Here is a 20919-nt window from a genome sequence, read left to right on the forward strand (position 1 = left end):
GGGTCGATTTCTTCAAACCACCGCAATCCTTTGCCTGACGGTTGTAATGACAGGCGTAGAGAAGAAGCCGGGTGCTCAAGCCCTTGGGCGGCGGTCCGCCGTAATCCTTAATCCAGGCGTCAATAAGGTCTTCCCGGGAAGGCCGGCATTCAGGGGAGATATTTGTCATGCCATCATCCCTCGACCATCAGCTTGTAGGTGGTCTCACCGGCTGTATTCTTCTGCCTCTCAATGGTAGCCCCTTTCTTGCGTAGTCCTGTCAGCGCCGCCCGGATGCTGTGAGCCTGCCATCCGGTGGCCTTCTCCAGGTCCTGCATACTTGAACCTTTGGAACGCTTGACAAGTTTGAGGATAATATCGGGCTTTTTAGGGGAGGGTTTTATCCTCTTCCGGGCACCGGAAGTGAACTTCCGTCGGGTCGCCTCTTTTGCCGGCCTCGTACTTGATGGCGGCATTTCCGCCTTTGTTTCGACTGCCTCCGGTTTCGGTTCTGTCTTTGCTGCTGTCATATCGACCTCCGTGACTTTGCCCCGGCCGTATGCCGGGGCTTGCACTGAGGCGAGCCCGACGCCTGAGGGAAGGAGAGCCGGGCTGGCGAGGGGAGGCGTTCAGGCACCCTTATATCGCCGTCACAGTACCGCTCTGTCGGCAGCAGAAGTCCAGTCCTTTCTGCTCCGGGTGAACATCAGCCGACCGCGTTACGCTGCCTTCTTGATCAGCCAGTCAACAAGTCCGCTTTTAAGCGCCTGATCGGCAAGGGCAGATGCGCCCATCAGGAAGATATCACTGTCCCGGGGATCAAGTGTGTGCTTGCTGGTATGATAGACATAGAAGTATTTGTCGGCCGGCATTGCATTAAACCGCCCGATATAGTCATCGAGCTGGGCCTGACTGGTGGCGGACTTGACCTGGACGACCGCCCGCTCGCCGGTGGTCGGTAGCAGCAGCTCCAGATCCAGGGTCTTCTGGGTGCCGCCGAGCGAGCTGACCCGCTGCCAACCACTCCGGCTGAACAGGAGCTCGGTAAAGAGTTCAAAATCCTGCCAGGTGAGAAGCTGGATGACGTCTTCCACTGTCGCCAGCAGCTGCCTGCGGGCGTCCTGCGCCACCGTGATCTCGGGCAGGTCTTCATCCTTCAGCTTGCGCAGCAGATAGTCGAGCTGATCGGGTTTGAGGGTGCAGATGGTGCCCTGATATGCGGCAACCTTGGTGAGATTGCCGCTCAGTTCCCCGATCAGCAGAGGCGTTCCTCCGAACGAGACCCTGTGCCAGCCGGATACCGTGCGGCGGAAGCGGCTCCCTTGCGGGAACTCTTCCGGATCCGATCCTAGATATTCGACGTCAGGGGCAAGTTCCGCCCACCAGAGTGACCCGCCGGAGAAGGTAATCCAGAGGACATCGGGATCGGGATCGTAAAAACCGAGGATCTGGTTGGCATGCCCGGTGGCGGTGCCGGCCGTTTTACCCAGATCGAGATTTATCTTGCGGATGGCCTCCCGGTCACTGGCCAGCGCCATCTCGTGCGGGACGTCATAATAGGCGAGGGGAGCAATGCCCTTTTCCAGACAGTGCTGTTCCCATCCGCCCCGCGCACCGAGTTTGATATAGCGCGCTTTTGTATATATCTTCTGTGTCATCGCTCCGACCTCCGTGATTTGCCCCGGCGGTGCGCCCGGGCTTGCACTGAGGGAAGCCCGGCACAGTCGTTGAAGAGGGATGCCGGGCTGGCGAGCGGGAGTGTCTGTGTGCCCTGTATCGCGACAACAGTACCGCTCTGTTGCCGGCGGAAGTCCAGTGCTTTCTGCAGGATGGAAAGATTGTGTGGCCTGCTCCCGCCGTTCCCGGGGCATAGAGGAACGACACGGCGGCCACATTCCGGCGGATGCCGGCCGCCGACTGGAGGGTACAAAAGCCTCCGGCCGGCATATTGCTGCCCGCGACCCGAATGTTGGCCTGTCTGTCCGCGGAGTCCGGGCGGATCAGGACATGGCACGCGCGGCTTCCACAGAACGGGGACAGACTGTGGCAAAGATGTTAGCGGTTTTTCCAGTCTTCATCGTCGTCGAAGGCGCCCGGCGGCGGCTTGCGGGTCTTGTTTTTCTCTATTTGGTCTGCTTCCCATTCTTCCGGTGTCATCTCTGCGGGGGCAACAATAACCCTGGCAGCTTCGTTGATGACGCCGGGGCGGTATCTTTCCAGCACTTGCCCGAATTTCTTCATTGCCCGGGGGCGGGCGTCGTCCAGGGCCGCCTTGCGAAGATTGAGCAGGGTGATGTGCAGCAGCGTCCGCCGCTTTTTTTTGCCATCATCCATCACGACATATTCCTGCATCATGATATCCCGGAGCATCGTTTTGAGGTTTTTCGACCCCTTTGGCCGCCCGCCCGGATTGACACCGTCTTTCAGGGTCTTTCTTCCTGATGCCTGTACTGTATTTTTATCCGACATAGTTTTTTCCTCCTGTCTGACCGTTATTCGTCATCGACAATCTCGCCATATTGTTTCACATATTGTTCCGGAGTTATTCCCTTTGGAGCGAACATGACCCCGCCGCCATATTCCGGGGGCGGGGTATCAATGAGGTCATATTGTTCACAGAACTCGACAAGCCGGATCAGGGGCATGATTTCTCCTTTTATCATCTGCTGGACCATTCGCATGATCATGGCTTCAAAGGGATGTAACTTTCTGGCTTTGCCGTTAATTTTCATCGCTACCGGCTCATCAAGAACGGCCGAGATATCGACCGGACTCGTTTTATCGGCTTTCGGCCGGCCCATCGGATTGCCCGACTGACCTTTCTTCCAGCGGGTGCCTTTCGGCGGCCGGCCGTGGCCGACCTCATAGTCGCCATCAGGCGTTTTCTCATCCGTCATGACGCACTCCCTTCATGATCGCTGTTCTGGGCGAGGAGAGAGCTCTCACCGGCGTCTTCTGTCCTTTCTGCAGCCATCTCGTCAAATGTCCTCCCGGTCTGCTTTTGGATCGCCGGAACGCCGGTGGCCTCTGCGAGCCGTTTGACAATGACATCGCAGTACCGAGGATCAAGCTCGATGCCATAGCCACGCCGTCCGGTTTTCTCCGCCGCCATCAGCGTGGTACCGCTGCCGGCGAAGGCATCCAGCACAATGCCGTTCCGTTTTGAGCAGTCGAGAATGGCATCGGCAACCAGGGCGACGGGCTTTACCGTTGGATGCAGGGCGAGGTCAGCGTCGCGGGTCTTGCCGAAGCTGTTGATCCCGGCATATGTCCAGAGATTGGTCCGGTTACGACCGTGCTTGCCGAGCTCGACATTGTTGATATGTTTGCCGGTCCCGGCCTTGAAAACAAAGACCAACTCATGCTGTGACCGGTACAGCGATCCCATGCCGCCGTTGGTCTTGGCCCAGATGCAGATATTCATCAATGAAGAGTAGGAGAGCTTGCCGGCTGTGCTCATCTCGCCGATATGCCGCCAGTCCATGCAGATGAACTGGACCGCGCCATCCTGGCTGAAGCGGCCAAGGTTTTTGAAGACGGTGCCGAGGAAGCCAGTAAAGCCTTCCTCGTCCATTTCTCCCGCCGCCATGGCGAACTCGCGATGGCGGACCTTGCCAAGACCGCAGACATGGCCGTCGACGGGCACGTTATAGGGCGGGTCCGTGAAGACCAGTTGCGCCTTGCTGCCCTCCAGAAGACTGTCATAGACGTCCGCATCCGTAGCATCGCCGCAGACTAGCCGGTGTTTTCCGATCTGCCAGATATCGCCGACCTGTGTGATGGCCGGTCCGGTATCAACGAGAGGGATGTCCTCTTCCGGAATATCCGATGCATCCGCCTCCAATTCACCGATGAGAATATCGATTTCAGGGGTCTCGAACCCGGTGAGGGTAATATCGAAGTCAAGATCGATCGTGAGAAGTTCCTGCAGCTCGATGGCGAGGATCTCGCGGTCCCAGCCGGCAAGCTCCGCAAGGCGGTTGTCGGCGATGATATAGGCGCGGACCTGTTCTTGTGTCAGATCCGCAAGGCAGAGTGTGGGCACGCTCTCCATCCCGAGAAGACGCGCCGCCTCTATCCGGCCGTGCCCGGCGATGACACCGCCCGTTCCATCGACCAGGACCGGGTTGGTAAAGCCGAACTCTTCTATGCTGTCGGCGATCTGCCGGATCTGCTTTTTTGAATGGGTGCGGGCATTGCGCGCATATGGCGTGAGCGCATCAAGACGCTGTTGCCTGAGGGTGTTATTTTTCATGGTGCTAAAGCTCCGTAATTACCGGAACCAGCCATAAAAAAAGCGCAGTCCCGGAAAGTTTCCGAAAACCACGCTCACACCATGGAAAGCTATGGACCCTTCAGGAAAGTGCGCCGGACCATGCCCCGCTTTTCTCTCCACCGAAGAAGGGTCCCGGCAGGGCCATGCCTGACGTTTGCCTTCTTCTAAGGCAACTCTAATATAGGGTAAACACGCGGGGATTGCAAGGGGAAATATGAGCCAGGTCCTTGCGTAACAAATGACAACTCGGGTTTCTGCCTTATCCTTGCTTCTGAATAGCTACAATGAACCAAAAATCATCTCTTACGCAAACTCAATAATTTGTCTCATGAATGCTGAAGGGGAACAATCACCGTATTGCGGATGCAACAGGGTAAATTCCATTCCTCCCCTCGTTACGAAAATTCTCACCTACCTTTTCGACGACGAGAATACGCAATGCTAAAGTTTTGGTGCCTGCGAAGTTTACGGAAATTCGTCTCAATCCACTCATCAGTCCATAACCACTTCAACCATGAGTGTCATCAAAACAATCGAGAAACATTTAAGCTTCAAAGAAATGCTGTGCTGGCCGAGTGGTAGCGACTTAACACGGTACAACAGTGGTACCTTATTACCAATTTACGTCAAACGGAGACGAGATCACATTCGTCTAACAGCAGCACCAATGTGGCCCGCTGACAGTTTGGGTATCAGCTTGAAACGTGGCTATTCAGATGACCGTAAATTCCGCATCAAACAAGCTCAAGCACGTTTTATCTGGCAAAGCTCGCCGGAGAACATCCCGTCGGCGGAGGAAAAATAGGTGCCGAAGAAGGCCGCGCTGTGGATCAGAGACTGGGGGCACACCTAATCGGCATCCTGTTTAGGCTGACCGAAGCGGCACACAGTTTCTTTACTGACGCGCCACACTTTAAACCAATTTTAGTCCGCCGCTTTCCAGCCTGCATCGGTCTGAACGAAGGCGACCTTGGATCGTATTGCCTGGCCAGACTTCATCGCATTGATCAGGTTTCGAATTGGTCCGTCAACAGCTTGCGCAAACCGCGGATCAAGTGCGAATTCGGGTAGTTCGGGGAATACTTCCAAAATACCAGTCACGTAGGTGCGGCCATCGCGCGTGAACGGTTTCGAAACATCGCTGATGTCCTCGGCTATAAGCTTGGCGAAACACAGGCCGTGCTTACCCTTAAAGTAAGGCTCGGCCGCCGCAGTCAAGGTGTAACGGTAGTTTCTGTAGGATTTGTTTGCGCTCGGTTGCTCTTCAACGTTAACCAAGCTGAGATCGCCGAGTAGCGCAAACCGCCTGATCGTGTCCCGGTCCAACGCTCCCGCCTGAAGAGCGACAGGAAACGCGGTTACGCTCTGGGTATAGACCGTCGTCACACACCCCTGCGGTGTGCTATCAAGCTTAGCCTGTGCAGCTGGCAGAAGTTCCTCCCCAGTAATGCCCGGCGGCATGTATCCAGTCATCTCCGCAGCCAGTTCCTGCCAGGATGTCACCGTCAGTTCCTGTGTCCGGGTCGGATCCGTTATGCGGGTACCAACTAGCATGTCTGGCCTTCCCTTGATTGCCTCTACCAGCTTCATCTCGAAGACCAAGGAAGGGCCCGACGGTATCTGCATGACCAACTCGTGAGTGCTGCCGAAGAACCCCGGCTTCTTGTACTCACCAAAGGCGAGGCCCTTGTCGGTGAGCGCACAGACAAAGGCGCCGAGGCTGGATTCACCCCCGGGTCCCAGCAAAAGCGTGTTACCGTCATCACTCATACCGTGCTTGGCTAAGGTGCTATTGCAAGCAACAGTCTTTATCTCCTCATCAATCTCGGCTAGTCGCTTCTTCACAGCTTTTTGGTAGGCGCGAATATTGCGCGGCAACGGCTGTTGCGGGAACAGGTTGTTGACGGCCGCCTGCACCGTCGCCTTGCCATCAGCGTTGGCTGGCGCCGCCTGCAACTCTTCGACAAACGCGGGCAAAGCCGCCGCGGCCAAGGCATTGGTGCGCTCCGCTTCGACGCTCAGGAAGTGCTGAACCTTCGTGCTCTTGAGCTTGCTGAGTTCCGACCGCGCTTTCGCCCGATAGGCAATCAAGTCGCGCAACCCGTCAAGGCTGACAGGGAAGCTCGCCATCTCTTCGGCAGCCGCCATGACCATCGCATCGGCGAGATCAAGCTTTGCGGTATCCAAGAGTTGAATATGCTGTGCCCGCGACGGTCCTAGACTAGCCAGCTTCGGATCCCTCTTCATCTCTTCCAGGGTCGTGAAGCTCTCCATCCCCGGGGGCAAGTCTTTCAGCGCACTAAGTTGTGCGTCACGCGTCACAATCGCATCATTATACGCAGCGAAGGCGGCTTTATAACGTGCCAGCATTGGCGCGGCGGTTTGCGCATTGAGCTGTTGCCGGGCAATGGCAGAACGCAGCAGGTATGTATCGGCAGCGACAAGGATGGCCCGTCGCGGATGGTTGTTTGGCAAGCTCTGTAGCTCGGACCGGCGCTCTCGGCGACAGGCTTCTGCCGTTGTCGAGAATTTCGCGAACTCGGCCGCCGTGGTTTCAGAGAAAGGTGCACCGAAAACCGGTATCCAATGTTTGTCCTTAAATCCCGAGAGCAGCCAGACGCCGCTGTGGAACGGTTGGGCATTACGCACCAATGTCGCCTCATCTTCCGGATAAGCTCGTGCGGCCCAATTAACGATCCCCTCGCAATTGGGTATTTGGATCGCTGCCGATGCCGACGTAATGGTTGCAATTCCTAAAAACATCGCGGCAAGCGTTACATAAGCATGGTTACGCATCATGAAAGCCTCCTATCGTTTTGTCCGCTGCGGGTAATGACGCCGCGCGGATCCCGCGCGCAGACCGGGAAACGTCCGGATGTGCGGAATCTGACTCCCCTGGCCCAGGCAGCAATGGCTATAAGGTCTGAGCGGAGGCTCCGCCCCCTCGGCGAAGGCTTAAAACCGTAGCGCCCTTTTCCGGATCGGTCAATCGGTTATACAGGGGCTGGTAGTGCGACGGGTGATGCCTGAGAAGACGAGCGATGCGGTACGATGACCGCTGGCCCTTCTGTGGTTGCCGCTGATTATGCAAGAAGTTTTTTGAGGCATTTGAAGAGTGATTGAGTGCAGTCTTCTGTGAGGCCTTTAGTTGTGGCCATTTCAGAAGCCGCGGGCCGGTATGGTGATCCGCGGATCAGGTCCAAATCTGATGAACGAGCCTGGAATGGCTCGTGGGCCAGCACTGGTTTTCCCGCTCCAGATCTATTCAATCAACTCGCCCATGCAGGTCGTTGACTTCTCACCCTCCCTTTCATCGGCTTTGGCCTGTCGTGCGTTGCATCAATTGTCAGGCAACGACAGCGCGTACCGGATCTTGGTAGCCTCATCCTTTGTCAACATGGCCCAGATCGTCCGCGCCATCTTGTTGGCCAAGGCGATTGCGACGAGCATCCTCGGTTTCCGCATCCGAAGCCGCGCCAGCCACGAGCCTTCCGGGATCGATTTGCGGCCCAGCCAGTTCAACCGGGATATCGCCCCTATATTTACCAATCTGCGGATATCGGCTTGCCCGGCCTTGGAGACGCGGCCCAACCGCTCCTTACCCCCTGAGGAATGTTGTTGGCGAACAAGACCCAGCCAGGCCGCGAGGTCCCTGCCACTTTTAAAGCACGCCACGTCGGGCGAGAAAACTTCGACAGCCAGCGCGATGATCGGGCCGACCCCGGAAATCGTCTCCAGTCGGCGGCTTGCCTAGTTTAACCGATGTCAGGTTAGAAGGCTTGCTTCCGATGCCTTGACCTGGGTCCGGCCTGTAATGAGCTGCTCAACCAAAAGACCGAGAGCTTCGCGCGCCAGATCGGGAAGACGGGTATCCTCTGGATTATGGATGATGTGTATCAGGCCAGTCACTTTGGAAGCACCTTGTGCAGAGATCAGCCCGAACTCGGCGCAATGCCCTCGAAGATCAAGCTCCCCGACCGACAGTTATCTGGAACCGTATTCCCGACGAGATACGGAACGCGGTTCTTGATCTCGCCCTGGGGAGACCGGAGCTCAGTCCGCGTGAGCTGGCAGTGACCTTCACTGATACCAAACGCTACTTTGTGTCGGAAGCCTCCGTCTACCGTCTTCTCAAAGCCCATGATCTGATCACCAGTCCCGCTTTTATCGTCATGAAGGCAGCCAGTGAGTTTAAAGACAAAACCACGGCCATAAACCAGATGTGGCAAACCGACTTCACTTACTTCAAAATCATTGGCTGGGGACGGTTCTATCTCTCGACCATTCTCGATGACTTCTCAAGATATGTCATCGCCTGGAAGCTCTGCACGACCATGAAGACGACCGATGTTATGGATACACTGGAGCTGGCGTTACAGGCATCTGGCTGTCATCAGGCCAATGTCATACACAAGCCACGGCTATTATCCGATAATGGCGCCAGCTATATCTCGGCTGATTTGGCACAATGGCTAAAGGGCAAAGGCATGTCACATGTCCGTGGAACGCCCTATCATCCACAGACCCAAGGTAAGATAGAACGCTGGCATCAAACCCTGAAGAACCGTGTGTTGTTGGAAAACTACTTCCTACCCGGTGACCTTGAAAACCAGATCGAGGCATTCATTACCCATTACAACTACCATAGATATCACGAAAGTCTCAAAAATCTCACACCTGCCGATGTCTACTTCGGCCGCGGACAATCAATCTTGAAACAAAGGGAAAGGATCAAACTGAAAACATTCAAACAACGGCGCTTGCAATACCGCAAGGCAGTCGCATAATACCAACAACCTGATGAGCCAAACCTCTCTTAGATCAAGCCAACGCTAAGCCCATTTTATATGATGACGGACACTCTGAACAATTTGTTCACCGTTTGATGCCCAAGGCAAAGAAGCCTCAGATACTTGTCTAATTTTTAACGCCGTCCTTTGCGATGTAGGGAGCTCCGGTTCCTGCTGATCTGAAACAAGAACCGATTCCGGAACTTTGCGGAAAATAAATCGTGATAAAAAGCTGTCTGGTCGATTGCGCATCATCTGGTTTACCTCGATACCAGATTACCTTCTTCGCAAAATCAGGCAAGTCATTGAATTTTTTGTAAATGAGGCCTAGATCGGTGTTGTCAACACCATCATAACTGCTAGGCGGATGATTTCAGGTGAAGTCTTGAAATAACGGAATGGATTTTTCATGCGCTGACCGTAAATCCGGCGTCAATACGGCTCAAGTGATTTTACTCTGACAATGCCTCGCTAATATTTCACGCCGCTTTACGTACCATGATCAAACATTCCAGCCAGCGACTTTCATACAACGGGTCTGTTGAGATAGGGTATGAAGTCGTTAGTTACCTGTCATTAAACGTTCGATAAGCTGTCTTACTGTCGGAATGAACGGAGCGCCGTTTCTATCTCGGTAAAAAGGATCGTCCCTTGATTTATAGGCATTATGACCAGTAAAAATAAGATTTTTATCCAGATCCTGTCCCTGAATAGCACCAAGTAGTCGTTTGCGAATACAAAAGACGCGAGGGTCCGGCAGTTTCCCCGTAGAGTATTTTTTCTGTGGGTCCTGGCTCCAGCCACTAAGCTTGCAATTGGCCAGACAGCCGACGCAGTCTTTCTTGTCTTGTTTGATTTCTCGGGCGTCTTCGGCCGTTACAAAAATCAGTGTGTTATCCGGCGTACGCAGGACCACGTCAAATCCCTCGGCGATCCATGTATCCGCCATCCTTTTATTTTCATCTGCGACATAATATTGCGGCTTGCCAACCGTATTTTCAATATGAGCCGTCATGTTTTCATCTTTTTGTTTGGCGTATGGCATCTGCCTTTGGCTACGTTGGTAAAGTTTCTGAATCAGGCCGTTATTATATGCTGACGAATAGAAGCCCGTCGGGCTGAATTTATTAAGGACCACATCGCCTTCTTTCATCGACAAAATAAGACGTTTCCATTCATCCGTGGCTGGATTTTCCTTTGCTAACATTTCTCGTGTCCCGATCTGGAACGCAATCGGGCCGATGTCAGCGTTCTCCAGCCAGTGCTCCCAGTCCCGCAGATACCAAACACCTCCGGCCATAACAATGGTGACATTCTCCATGCCGTTGTCATTCATGATCCGGCGCAAGCCTTTAACTCGTTCATAAGGGTCTTCAGCGATATCGGGGTTTTCCCTGCTGGTAATGCCATTATGTCCCCCGGCCAGCCAAGGGTCCTCATAGACCACGGCACCAATAATGTCGACGTACCTGCCCTGCCATTTTCGAAAAGTGCGATTTAAAAGCACTTTCAGGGCCATGCCGCCGGAAATAATGGGGTCCAGATAGACAGCTTCGTCCGCGCAGTTCTGCGCATCCATTTCGGTTGGTAAACCAGCTCCCATCGTCACGGCATGTATCATGTTACGGCCGTTAGACAGGCGTGTTCCCGCCAATATGCCTTTCATAACATACTGGGCGCCGCCAGCCATCTTAAGGAAATTTATGCGGATGCGGCCTTTACCACCAGCGTTCTTATGCGCAATATTAGCCTGTAAGATTCCACCTTCAATGGACCATGCAATAAGCTCCTGATGTCGTTTATGACGAGATCTACCCGTAAATGGGTAGGAAATCTCCCGGCCATTTTTGTCATAGCCAATGGCTGCACCGGTACCGGAAATGGTTCCCCCCGCATTCTCAGCGGCCCAGGCACCGGCACTTTTCCCGTTCGTCACACCAATACCCTTGCCGCCTTGAACGAGTGGGAGGATCCACTCACCATCGATATATACAGTCTTATTAAGTTTTTCCTGAATTTCCGAAATGCTACACAATACTTTATCCGCCCATTTTAATATCGGCTCCTAGATTGGTATATATCAAATAGGAACCGCTTCAACCGGTCATTGCCGTACACTTTCGGGCTTAAAGCCACTGAACGCATTGATTGATGTCAAACACACAGAAAGGCAGAGCAATCGATATTAGACCGTTTTCTTGCTTGTTGCGCATTTTCCTGAGCATAATTATTTACTTTAAGATGCGTTAAATAGCCTGAAAACACCTGTGGCCGTTAGCAGGATATTGTCTTCCGAATAGACGTCAGCACTGACGAACACTAAACTGTTTGTCATTCGCTTTATGCGTACCGAAGCTTCTACCCAGCTCCCGACAGCCGCAGCCGAAATAAATTCGGTTGTAAGAGATATGGTGGCGCAATACCTTCCCGATTCTTTAACGATGGTATGGCCCAACGCTGTATCGGCGAACCCGGTCAATGCGGCTCCATGAATTACATTGTTGGGATTGGCGTGATGTTCATTCGTCGCAAATCCGTATTTGCATATTCCGTTATTCATATACTTCACATAATATGGGCCATTATGGCCTATATATCCGCTGTCTTCGACAAACGGTTCATAGCCATCCGGAATTATCACGTTCATTTCTTCCTCTCTCTGTTTGATTGAAAACAATGTTCGTTTCATCAGACTAGTGCAGATTTCTGATTTTAAATGCTGCCGGGTGATGAGCAGAAACGGTATTTCCTCTTTTCAGCGTTATAGGGAAGGGATGTTGGGCAAGATAGATAGGAAGTTTCTCTTAAATTATTCGCTTGAGGAGAAGTGTAATGGAATTTGAATATTCTTCAAAATGTGAAGAGTTGCGTCAGCGTGTGGGATATTTTATCGATCAACATATTCTCCCGCGCAATAGTGACTGGCACAAGGAAGTTGCTAATGGCCAGTTTCCCGTATCCTTTATGAATGATCTTAAAGATTTGGCCAAAGAAGAAGGTCTGTGGAACCTGTTTTTGCCAAGCTTGCGTCCTGATGAGCCCGGAACAGGTCTTAGTAACCTTGATTATGCTCCTTTGGCAGAAATAATGGGTCGCGTTATGTGGTCAGCAGAGGTGTTCAACTGTAATGCTCCGGATACCGGTAACATGGAGCTGCTGCATATGTTCGCGACTCCGGCGCAGTATGATCAGTGGTTGAAACCGCTACTTAACGGCGATATTCGGTCTGCCTTTGCCATGACGGAGCCGGATGTAGCCTCTTCCGATGCGACAAATATCCAGACATTGATCAGGCGAGATGGGGATACATATGTCATCAATGGTCGCAAGTGGTTTATCACGAACGCGGCGCATCCGAATTGCAAAATTTTGATTGTCATGGGCAAGACTGATCCAGACGCGCCGTCTCATAGCCAGCAAAGTATGATCCTGGTTCCCATAGAGATGACGGGTGTCGAGATAGTGCGTAATATTACTGTGCTAAACCATCATGCGCCTGAGGGACATTGTGAAGTCGTCTTCCGCGATGTTCGAGTTCCCGCGAGCAATCTTTTGGGGTCGGAGGGGGATGGCTTTATGATGGCCCAGGCCCGCTTGGGCCCCGGACGCATCCATCACTGTATGCGTTCAATCGGCCAATGCGAGGTTGCACTCGAACTGATGTGCGAACGGTCCCAAGAGCGGAAAACCTTTGGCAAATATTTGAGCGAACATGGCAGTGTTGCCGAAAATATCGCGCTTTCCAGAATTGAAATTGAACAGGCGCGCCTGCTGGTTCTAAAAACCGCGTATTTGATTGATACGGTTGGGGCTCGTTCTGCGCGCAAGGAAATTTCAATGATCAAGGCCCTGGTGCCCGCCATGCAGTGCCGGATTGCGGATAGGGCAATGCAGGCATTCGGCGCAATGGGCTTGAGTCCGGACACGCCGTTGGCTGACATTTACAGCTGGGGCCGTGCTCTCAGATATGCCGACGGTCCAGACGAGGTTCATCTGCGTGGGATTGCGCGAATGGAAACAAAGAAGAGCGCTGAAAATCTGGGCGAAGCGGCAAGATATCTGACCCTGCCTGAACGCTTGTAGGAACAAGGTTCATCAAACTTTTGAAAACAACGTCGAACCGTTGCGTAGAAAATATCTAGACCTCTTTCCGCAAGCAGATCTTCACTATCTCGATGACTCAGTATAAATCGAGTATGCAGACAGACGGTATGCTGAATGATATGAGGCAAGAAACGACGGCGCTGATGCCCTTTTTACATGAAACGATCATCAATAAGTGAGTTTGGTTTAGCGAATGTTTTCAGCGCTTGAAGGTCGCCAAGCCGTACCTTTGAACCGTCGACGGTGACGCCATAGGGCTTTAAAGTATTAAAGGCCCGAGACAGATTTTCAGGCCCCATTCCTAAAAGCGAGGCCAATGTTCGTTTGTCATAAGGAAGTGACAAGGACCCATTGCCGCCTTGATCGTTATGGTAGCGCAGCAGCCGGTTTGCAAGCCGTTCCACCGCTGTCCGGAGTTTCAGGCCTTTATGTTCCTTAACGATCGCGCGATAGCAGCCTGCAAGTTCCCAAATGATTGCCGCGGCAAAGGCATTGTCCTTCTCTATGGCGGAGCGGATATCCTCGGAGGGGATCATTAGTATTCGGGAACGCTGGCATGTTCTGGCCGACATCAGATAAGCGGCATCTTTCAAGACTGCCGCCAGAATAAAAGTTCCAACTGGAGATACCATGGCCATTGTTGTTTCCCGGCCATTTGCTTTGGCATACAGCTCTACACAACCTTCAACAACGACATAGAGAAAGTCGGCGCGATCACCTTCTTCAATCAAATCCACATGATCTGGGAAAGTTTGAAAATAGGCGGCCTTGAGGATTGAATCGAATGTCTCCTCCGACAGCGATTGAAAAAGGTGGATCGCTCTTACTTCCGGCAAATCAGCTGAACGCATTCGTTATCCTAATTGATAAATATCAAGTGATAAATTATCAGAATTATCAAAAAAATCTACATTTTATATCTATGTTATTGTTTTTTCAAAATGAAATAGCCGCCATTTGTTTCCTCCTGGCTTGTTTTTACATTCTTATCCTACATCGTTGATTTAGATCAATCTTCCGCTTTTGTAACTAGGGTCAACTCTCTCAAGAATTATTTTGTGTCCGGCAGAGTAGAAATTGAGAGGGAATAGTATCGTGAGTAGCCCAAGCATTAACATCAGGGATCAGAAGCGCGCTTTGGCCGCCAGCACGCTTACCTTCACCGTATGTTTTGCGGTCTGGACGATTTTTTCGATCATCGGTATCAGGATCAAATCGGAACTGGGCTTATCTGATACTCAGTTTGGTATTTTGGTGGCCACGCCAATTCTGACTGGGTCCGTAAGCCGTATTTTTCTCGGTATCTGGGCGGATCAATATGGTGGGCGCATCGTCTATACGGTCCAAATGCTGCTTACGGCTTTTGCCGCATACTTGCTGACCCAGGTTTCGACATATGAGATGTTTCTTATGGCCGCCCTTGGGGTTGGTCTCGCTGGCGGCAGTTTTGCGGTCGGGGTCGCCTATGTCGCCAAATGGTATCCGAAAGAAAAGCAGGGAACCGCCCTTGGCATTTTCGGTATGGGAAATGTCGGTGCGGCCGTGACCAATTTCGGCGCCCCTTATTTGCTGATCATGGTGGGTGGGCAATGGCAAGGTGTCGCGCAGATTTATGCCATTGTTATGGCGGTTGCTGCCGTCCTGTTTTTCCTGTTTTCCAAGGAAGACCCGGATATTGCGGCACGCAAAAAGGCAGGCATCAAGCACGCCTCCTTCATTGAGCAGCTTGAACCGCTCAAAAATCTGCAAGTCTGGCGATTTTCGCTTTATTATTTCTTTGTCTTCGGCGCTTTTGTTGCGTTAGCGCTGTGGCTACCCCGCTATTACGTCGGCGCCTATGGCCTCGAATTGCCCACGGCGGGCTTGCTGGCAGCGGCCTATGCGTTGCCGGGATCGATCTTCCGTGCGCTCGGGGGGTGGATGTCCGATAAATGGGGCGCCCGAACGGTAATGTATTGGACTTTCATCGCCAGCGTTATATGTGTGTTTATTCTCTCATACCCGTCAACGGATTATACGGTTGCCGGTATTGACGGTCCCATCACCTTCAATCTGACCATTCCGCTATGGCTTTTCGTGACGATAACGATCATCCTCGGCTTTTTCATGTCGCTCGGCAAGGCGGCGGTCTACAAGCATATCCCCACATACTATCCGGGTCATGTCGGTTCCGTAGGCGGTATCGTTGGCTTGATTGGCGGTCTTGGCGGGTTCTTCCTGCCCATCGCATTCGGTATCATGAACGATCTGACGGGCGTGTGGACCAGTTGCTTCATGTTGCTGACCATCCTTATCGCGATTGCGCTGACTTGGATGCATTTCACCGTTCGCAGGCTGGAAGGAAAACGCGTTCCCGAACTGCTTAAGCCGCATGACTTGCCTGAATTCGAAAGCTTGCGCGATCTGCGGGGATGGAATCCGGACGATCCGGTCCAATGGGCGACTGACGGTAAATCCATCGCCACGCGCAATCTTTGGATTTCCATTCCAGCACTCCTCTGCGGATTTGCAGTTTGGCTTTATTGGGGCATCATTAGCGTGCAAATGATGAATTTGGGCTTTCCCTTTACCCAAAGCCAACTATTCACTTTAACGGCAATAGCGGGTCTATCGGGGGCGACGCTGCGTATCCCCAGTTCGTTCTTTATCCGAATTGGCGGGGGGCGTTATACCACCTTCTTCACCACGTCGCTTTTGATTATTCCGGCGCTTGGGGCCGGGATATTGTTGCAAGACATTAATTCGCCCTTTTGGCAGTTTCAGCTCATGGCCCTGTTAAGTGGTCTTGGTGGCGGTAATTTTGCTTCATCCATGTCTAATATCAGCTTTTTCTATCCAAAAAAGATTCAAGGCTATGCACTCGGGATGAACGCGGGAATTGGCAACTTCGGTGTGACAACGATGCAGATTCTTGTGCCGCTGGTGATGACGTTTGCCATGTTTGGTGGCGATCCGATGATTCTGAAAGCGTCGTCCGGGACGTTGATCGGGAAAATTCCGGCAGGAACGGAAACCTATATCCAGAATGCCGGATTTGTCTGGCTGATCTTTCTGATCCCGCTCGCGTTTGCGGTTTGGTTCGGTATGAACAATATTCGCGATGAGCATGTTTCGCCGGATGCCAGTTCTCCGCTCGGTGCATTCTTCAAGATTGGTGGAATGCTGCTGGCCGGGCTTATTACGTCGATATTCGGATTGTGGCTCCTGTTGCCAAGTGACGTCGGCGGCTCTGGATTGCAGTTGTCAAAATGGCTGGTGCTGCCCATCGTCATTCTGCTTACACTGTTATTGCTTCGGCTTATTCCCGGGACAATACAGTCCAACCTGAAACGTCAGTTCAAGATATTCAACAACAAACATACCTGGGCGATGACTGTCATCTATACAATGACATTCGGCAGTTTCATCGGGTTTTCCGCAGCTTTGCCATTGGCAATCAAGGTCATTTTCGGCTTTCAGCATGGCATGGTGGATGGGGTTATGACTCATGATGTGGCTAATCCGAATGGGCCTAGTGCCTTGACCTATGCCTGGATGGGGCCCTTTATCGGCGCCCTTATCCGGCCCGTTGGCGGCAAGCTGGCGGACAAATTCGGTGGGGCGCTGGTGACCCAGCTCATCAGTGTAGTCATGGTCTGCTCGGCGCTCGGTGTCGCCTATTTCATGCAGGCGGCCTATAGCTCAACGACGCCGGAGGCCTATTTCTTCCCCTTCCTTATTCTGTTCCTGATCCTGTTCGCTGCAACAGGAATTGGCAACGGGTCGACCTTCAGGACGATCGCCTTTGTTTTCGACAAAGAACAGGCCGGACCCGTCCTTGGGTGGACTTCTGCCATTGCTGCTTACGGCGCGTTTATCATCCCCCAGGTTTTTGGGGAGCAGATCAAGGCAACAACACCGGAATATGCGCTCTATGGGTTCGCCTTATTCTATGGGGCTTGCGTTCTGATCAACTGGTGGTTCTACCTTCGCAAGAACGCGTATGTGAAGAACCCGTAAAATATTGACTTTGGGAGTAATTCTATGAGCAACCTGATTGACCGGCTCAGCTATTTCACCGCCAGCCCCGAGAAATTTTCGGACGGACATGGCATAACGACGGATGAAAGCCGGGAATGGGAGCATGCCTACCGTGGTCGCTGGTCCCATGACAAGATTGTCCGTTCGACCCATGGCGTGAACTGCACGGGCTCTTGCTCTTGGAAAATCTACGTCAAAAACGGTTTGGTGACCTGGGAGACGCAGCAGACGGACTATCCTAGGACGCGGCCCGACTTGCCGAACCACGAACCGCGCGGTTGCTCGCGCGGGGCAAGTTACAGCTGGTATCTCTACAGCGCCGCGCGCCTCAAATATCCGCTCGTCCGCAGCCGCCTGGTCAAGCTCTGGCGGGAGGCGAAAAGACATCATCCCGATCCCGTGGATGCTTGGGCGAGTATCGCCTCGGATCCCGCTAAAACGCGCGAATACAAGGAAGTACGCGGGCGCGGCGGATTTGTCCGTGCCGAGTGGGAGGAAGTGAACGAGATTATTGCCGCCGCCAATATCTATACGGCAAAAGAATATGGGCCTGACCGGGTCATTGGATTTTCCCCGATCCCGGCGATGTCCATGGTCTCCTACGCCGCTGGCAGCCGTTATCTGTCCCTGATCGGCGGCGTCTGTATGAGTTTCTATGACTGGTATTGCGATCTGCCACCGAGCTCGCCGCAAACATGGGGCGAGCAGACGGATGTTCCGGAAAGCGCTGACTGGTATAATTCAGGCTATATCATCGCCTGGGGCTCGAACGTGCCGCAGACCCGCACTCCCGATGCGCATTTTTTCACCGAGGTTCGCTATAAAGGCACCAAGACGGTGTCGGTGACACCGGATTATTCGGAAGTCGCCAAGCTGACGGACCTCTGGCTTAACCCGCGGCAGGGCACCGATAGCGCGATGGCGATGGCGATGGGCCATGTCATCCTGAAGGAGTTTCATCTCTCCGGCAAATCATCCTATTTCCGCGACTACTGCCAGCAATATACGGATATGCCGTTCCTCGTACGGCTCGAGAAAAAGGGCGGCCGGTATGTTGCCGGACGGACGCTCAGATCCAGCGAGCTCGCAGGCAACCTCGGCGAGACCGAGAACACGGAGTGGAAGCCCGTCCTGTTCGATAGCAAGTCGAAAAGCCTGAAAGTGCCTAATGGCACCGTCGGATCAAGATGGGACAAGAGCGCCAAATGGAATTTGGAGATGAAAGACGCGCGGGTCGGAAGCGATATCTCTCCGGAAATGACCTTTATCGATGATAAGGACGAGGTGGTTACGGTCGGTTTCCCCTATTTTGGAAATCTGGAGAATGATCAGCCGATTTTCAATCATTCTGACCATGAAGGTATCCTTGACCGCCATGTCCCGGTTAAAAAGATAACGACGGCGGAGGGCGAATTGCTGGTTGCTACCGTCTTTGACCTGATGGTGGCGAACTACGGGATTGACCGAGGCCTCGGCTGCGCCAATGTCGCGAAATCCTTTGATGAAGATATTCCCTATACGCCAGCCTGGCAGGAACGGTTCACCGGCGTTCCGGCCGCAAAGGTCATCAAGGTCGCGCGCGAATTCGCCGATAATGCCGACAAGACCCATGGCCGCTCGATGGTCATTCTCGGGGCGGGTGTCAATCACTGGTATCATATGGACATGATCTACCGCGGGATCATGAACATGCTGATCATGTGTGGCTGCATCGGGCAGTCCGGTGGCGGCTGGTCGCATTATGTGGGGCAGGAAAAGCTGCGCCCGCAAACCGGCTGGCAGCCGCTTGCCTTCGGCCTCGACTGGAGCCGTCCGCCGCGTCATATGAATTCCACCAGCTTCTTCTATACCCATTCGGATCAGTGGCGCTATGAGAAGCTGAAGCTGGACGAAATCCTGTCGCCGACAGCGGATAAGGAGAAGTGGAAGGATTCGTCCCTTCTCGACTGCAACGTCCGTTCCGAACGTATGGGCTGGCTGCCGTCAGCGCCGCAGCTGAGCCAGAATCCACTGGAGCTCGCGCGTGAAGCCGACGCCGCCGGACTTTCCGGTGCCGATCATGTGGTGGGTAAGCTGAAATCCGGCGAGTTGCAATTCTCTTGCGAGGACCCAGACGATCCCAAAAATTTTCCGCGCAACCTCTTCGTCTGGCGTTCCAACCTGCTGGGGTCTTCAGGCAAGGGCCATGAATATATGCTCAAGCATCTGCTCGGGACCACTCATGGCGTGCTTGGCAAAGACCTTGGCGATGACAAGGCGCAGCAACCCTCCGAGGTGGTCTGGCATGAGGACGCGCCGGAGGGCAAACTCGATCTTGTAGTGACGCTCGATTTCAGAATGTCCACGACCTGCATTTATTCGGATATCGTTTTGCCAAGCGCTACCTGGTATGAGAAGAACGATCTCAATACCTCAGACATGCATCCCTTTATCCATCCTTTGAGTTGCGCTGTTGATCCGGCGTGGGAAAGTCGGAGTGACTGGGAAATTTACAAGGGTTTCGCGAAAGCCTATTCGGACCTCTGCCCCGGTCATCTCGGCGTGGAGAAGGATATCGTGTCGTTGCCGATCCTCCATGATACGCCCGGTGAGCTCGCGCAGGCCTTCGACGTGAAGGACTGGAAAAAAGGCGAAGTTGACCCGGTCCCCGGCAAGACAATGCCGAACCTGATCACGGTCGAGCGAGATTACCCCAATACCTACCAGAGATTTACCTCCATCGGTCCGCTGCTTGAAAAACTCGGCAATGGCGGCAAGGGGATCAACTGGAACACGGAGGCGGAAGTGGCCTTCCTCGGTCTTCTCAATGGCACTCATTATGAAGGATCGAATACGGACCGTCCGAAACTGGAAACCGATATCGACGCGGCGGAAATGATCTTGTCTCTGGCGCCAGAAACCAACGGACAGGTTGCCGTCAAGGCGTGGGAGGCGCTCGGGCTGGCAACGGGACGCGACCATACACACCTCGCGCGCCCGAAAGAGGATGAAAAACTCCGCTTTCGCGATCTTCAGGCGCAACCGCGCAAGATCATTTCCTCACCAACCTGGTCCGGCCTTGAGGACGAGCATGTCAGCTATAATGCGGGCTATACCAATGTCCATGAACTGATCCCCTGGCGCACGCTGACGGGACGTCAACATTTCTATCAGGACCATGAATGGATGCGCGATTTCGGGGAAGGCTTCTGCCTTTATAAGGGCCCTGTTAACACCAAGACCCTTGCGCTTGTAACCGGCCATGAAAAAGGCGATAAACATGTCGCGCTTAATTGGATCACGCCGCATCAGAAGTGGGGCATTCACTCGACCTATTCGGACAATCTTTTGATGCTGACGCTGAACCGGGGCGGGCCCGTCGTCTGGATCAGCGAAACTGATGCTCGAAAGATTGAGGTGAAGGACAACGACTGGCTCGAACTTTACAACGCCAACGGCGCCATCGTCGCCCGTGCCGTCGTCTCGCAGCGCGTGCCGGAGGGCATGACGATGATGTATCACGCCCAGGAAAAAACCATCAACACACCGATATCGCCGACGACCGGAGCGCGCGGCGGCATCCATAACTCGGTGACCCGCGCAGTGGTCAAGCCGACCCATATGATCGGCGGCTATGCCCAGCTGTCCTACGGGTTCAACTACTATGGCACTGTGGGGTCTAACCGCGACGAGTTTGTCATGGTCCGCAAAATTGAAAATGTTGATTTTGGTGACGAAAACCCCGTCACCGAAGCCGCCGAATAGGAGAGT

Annotated in this window: 14 protein-coding genes and 3 pseudogenes; 5 read left to right on the forward strand and 12 right to left on the reverse strand. The window is 53.3% G+C overall.

Going from position 1 to position 20919, the window contains the following annotated elements:
• Positions 1-173 precede the first annotated feature (173 nt).
• The 5 genes from LKE13_RS18105 to LKE13_RS18125 all read right to left on the reverse strand — a co-directional run bounded on the left by LKE13_RS18105 (position 174) and on the right by LKE13_RS18125 (position 4234).
• A complete protein-coding gene (locus tag LKE13_RS18105; protein ID WP_227953177.1) occupies positions 174-509 on the reverse strand; it encodes a DUF3489 domain-containing protein in 336 nt (111 codons plus the stop codon).
• 189 nt (positions 510-698) lie between these two features.
• On the reverse strand, positions 699-1637 hold the full coding sequence (locus tag LKE13_RS18110) for a hypothetical protein (protein ID WP_227953178.1): 939 nt from the start codon (positions 1635-1637) through the stop codon (positions 699-701).
• 397 nt (positions 1638-2034) lie between these two features.
• Positions 2035-2448 carry a hypothetical protein gene (locus LKE13_RS18115; RefSeq protein WP_227953179.1) on the reverse strand — a complete coding sequence of 138 codons (414 nt, stop codon included), beginning with the start codon at positions 2446-2448 and terminating at the stop codon, positions 2035-2037.
• Positions 2449-2471: 23 nt separating this feature from the next.
• Complete coding sequence (locus LKE13_RS18120) at positions 2472-2876, reverse strand: DUF5681 domain-containing protein (RefSeq protein WP_227953180.1); 405 nt, start codon at positions 2874-2876, stop codon at positions 2472-2474.
• Positions 2873-4234, reverse strand: a complete 1362-nt coding sequence (locus LKE13_RS18125; protein WP_227953181.1) for a site-specific DNA-methyltransferase — start codon at positions 4232-4234, stop codon at positions 2873-2875. Before LKE13_RS18125 ends, LKE13_RS18120 begins: the two co-directional genes overlap by 4 nt.
• 414 nt (positions 4235-4648) lie before the next feature.
• Here LKE13_RS18125 and LKE13_RS18965 point away from each other — a divergent pair.
• Positions 4649-4837: pseudogene (locus tag LKE13_RS18965) on the forward strand (IS6 family transposase); the annotation flags it as partial.
• A gap of 342 nt (positions 4838-5179) precedes the next feature.
• Here the strand turns inward: LKE13_RS18965 and LKE13_RS18130 are convergent.
• The 3 genes from LKE13_RS18130 to LKE13_RS18140 form a co-directional block, all read right to left on the reverse strand.
• Positions 5180-7054 carry a hypothetical protein gene (locus LKE13_RS18130; RefSeq protein ID WP_227953183.1) on the reverse strand — a complete coding sequence of 625 codons (1875 nt, stop codon included), beginning with the start codon at positions 7052-7054 and terminating at the stop codon, positions 5180-5182.
• Between the two features lie 540 nt (positions 7055-7594).
• Positions 7595-7993: a transposase gene (locus LKE13_RS18970; protein WP_227953244.1), complete on the reverse strand. Its 399-nt coding sequence runs from the start codon at positions 7991-7993 to the stop codon at positions 7595-7597.
• Between the two features lie 27 nt (positions 7994-8020).
• On the reverse strand, positions 8021-8164 hold the full coding sequence (locus LKE13_RS18140; protein ID WP_227953185.1) for a hypothetical protein: 144 nt from the start codon (positions 8162-8164) through the stop codon (positions 8021-8023).
• 44 nt (positions 8165-8208) lie between these two features.
• Here LKE13_RS18140 and LKE13_RS18145 point away from each other — a divergent pair.
• Positions 8209-9042 (forward strand): annotated as a pseudogene (locus LKE13_RS18145) (IS3 family transposase); the annotation flags it as partial.
• Positions 9043-9607: 565 nt separating this feature from the next.
• Here the strand turns inward: LKE13_RS18145 and LKE13_RS18150 are convergent.
• Positions 9608-10981: a nitronate monooxygenase gene (locus LKE13_RS18150; RefSeq protein WP_227953187.1), complete on the reverse strand. Its 1374-nt coding sequence runs from the start codon at positions 10979-10981 to the stop codon at positions 9608-9610.
• 300 nt (positions 10982-11281) lie between these two features.
• Positions 11282-11692: a PaaI family thioesterase gene (locus LKE13_RS18155; protein ID WP_227953189.1), complete on the reverse strand. Its 411-nt coding sequence runs from the start codon at positions 11690-11692 to the stop codon at positions 11282-11284.
• A gap of 185 nt (positions 11693-11877) precedes the next feature.
• Between LKE13_RS18155 and LKE13_RS18160 the strand changes: the two genes are divergently transcribed.
• Complete coding sequence (locus tag LKE13_RS18160) at positions 11878-13128, forward strand: acyl-CoA dehydrogenase family protein (protein ID WP_227953191.1); 1251 nt, start codon at positions 11878-11880, stop codon at positions 13126-13128.
• Between the two features lie 14 nt (positions 13129-13142).
• On the opposite strand, the pseudogene LKE13_RS18165 reads toward LKE13_RS18160, so the two are convergent.
• A pseudogene (locus LKE13_RS18165) lies at positions 13143-13277 on the reverse strand (IS6 family transposase); the annotation flags it as partial.
• A gap of 24 nt (positions 13278-13301) precedes the next feature.
• Entirely contained in the window at positions 13302-14000 is a 699-nt protein-coding gene (locus tag LKE13_RS18170; RefSeq protein ID WP_227953193.1) for a cyclic nucleotide-binding domain-containing protein, read from the reverse strand.
• Positions 14001-14244: 244 nt separating this feature from the next.
• Between LKE13_RS18170 and LKE13_RS18175 the strand changes: the two genes are divergently transcribed.
• Entirely contained in the window at positions 14245-17148 is a 2904-nt protein-coding gene (locus LKE13_RS18175; protein WP_227953195.1) for a nitrate/nitrite transporter, read from the forward strand.
• Positions 17149-17172: 24 nt separating this feature from the next.
• Positions 17173-20913: a nitrate reductase subunit alpha gene (locus LKE13_RS18180; protein ID WP_227953197.1), complete on the forward strand. Its 3741-nt coding sequence runs from the start codon at positions 17173-17175 to the stop codon at positions 20911-20913.
• The last annotated feature ends 6 nt before the right edge of the window (positions 20914-20919 follow it).

Origin of the sequence: Sneathiella sp. HT1-7 (genome assembly GCF_020731145.1) — a bacterium.
Lineage (GTDB): Bacteria > Pseudomonadota > Alphaproteobacteria > Sneathiellales > Sneathiellaceae > Sneathiella.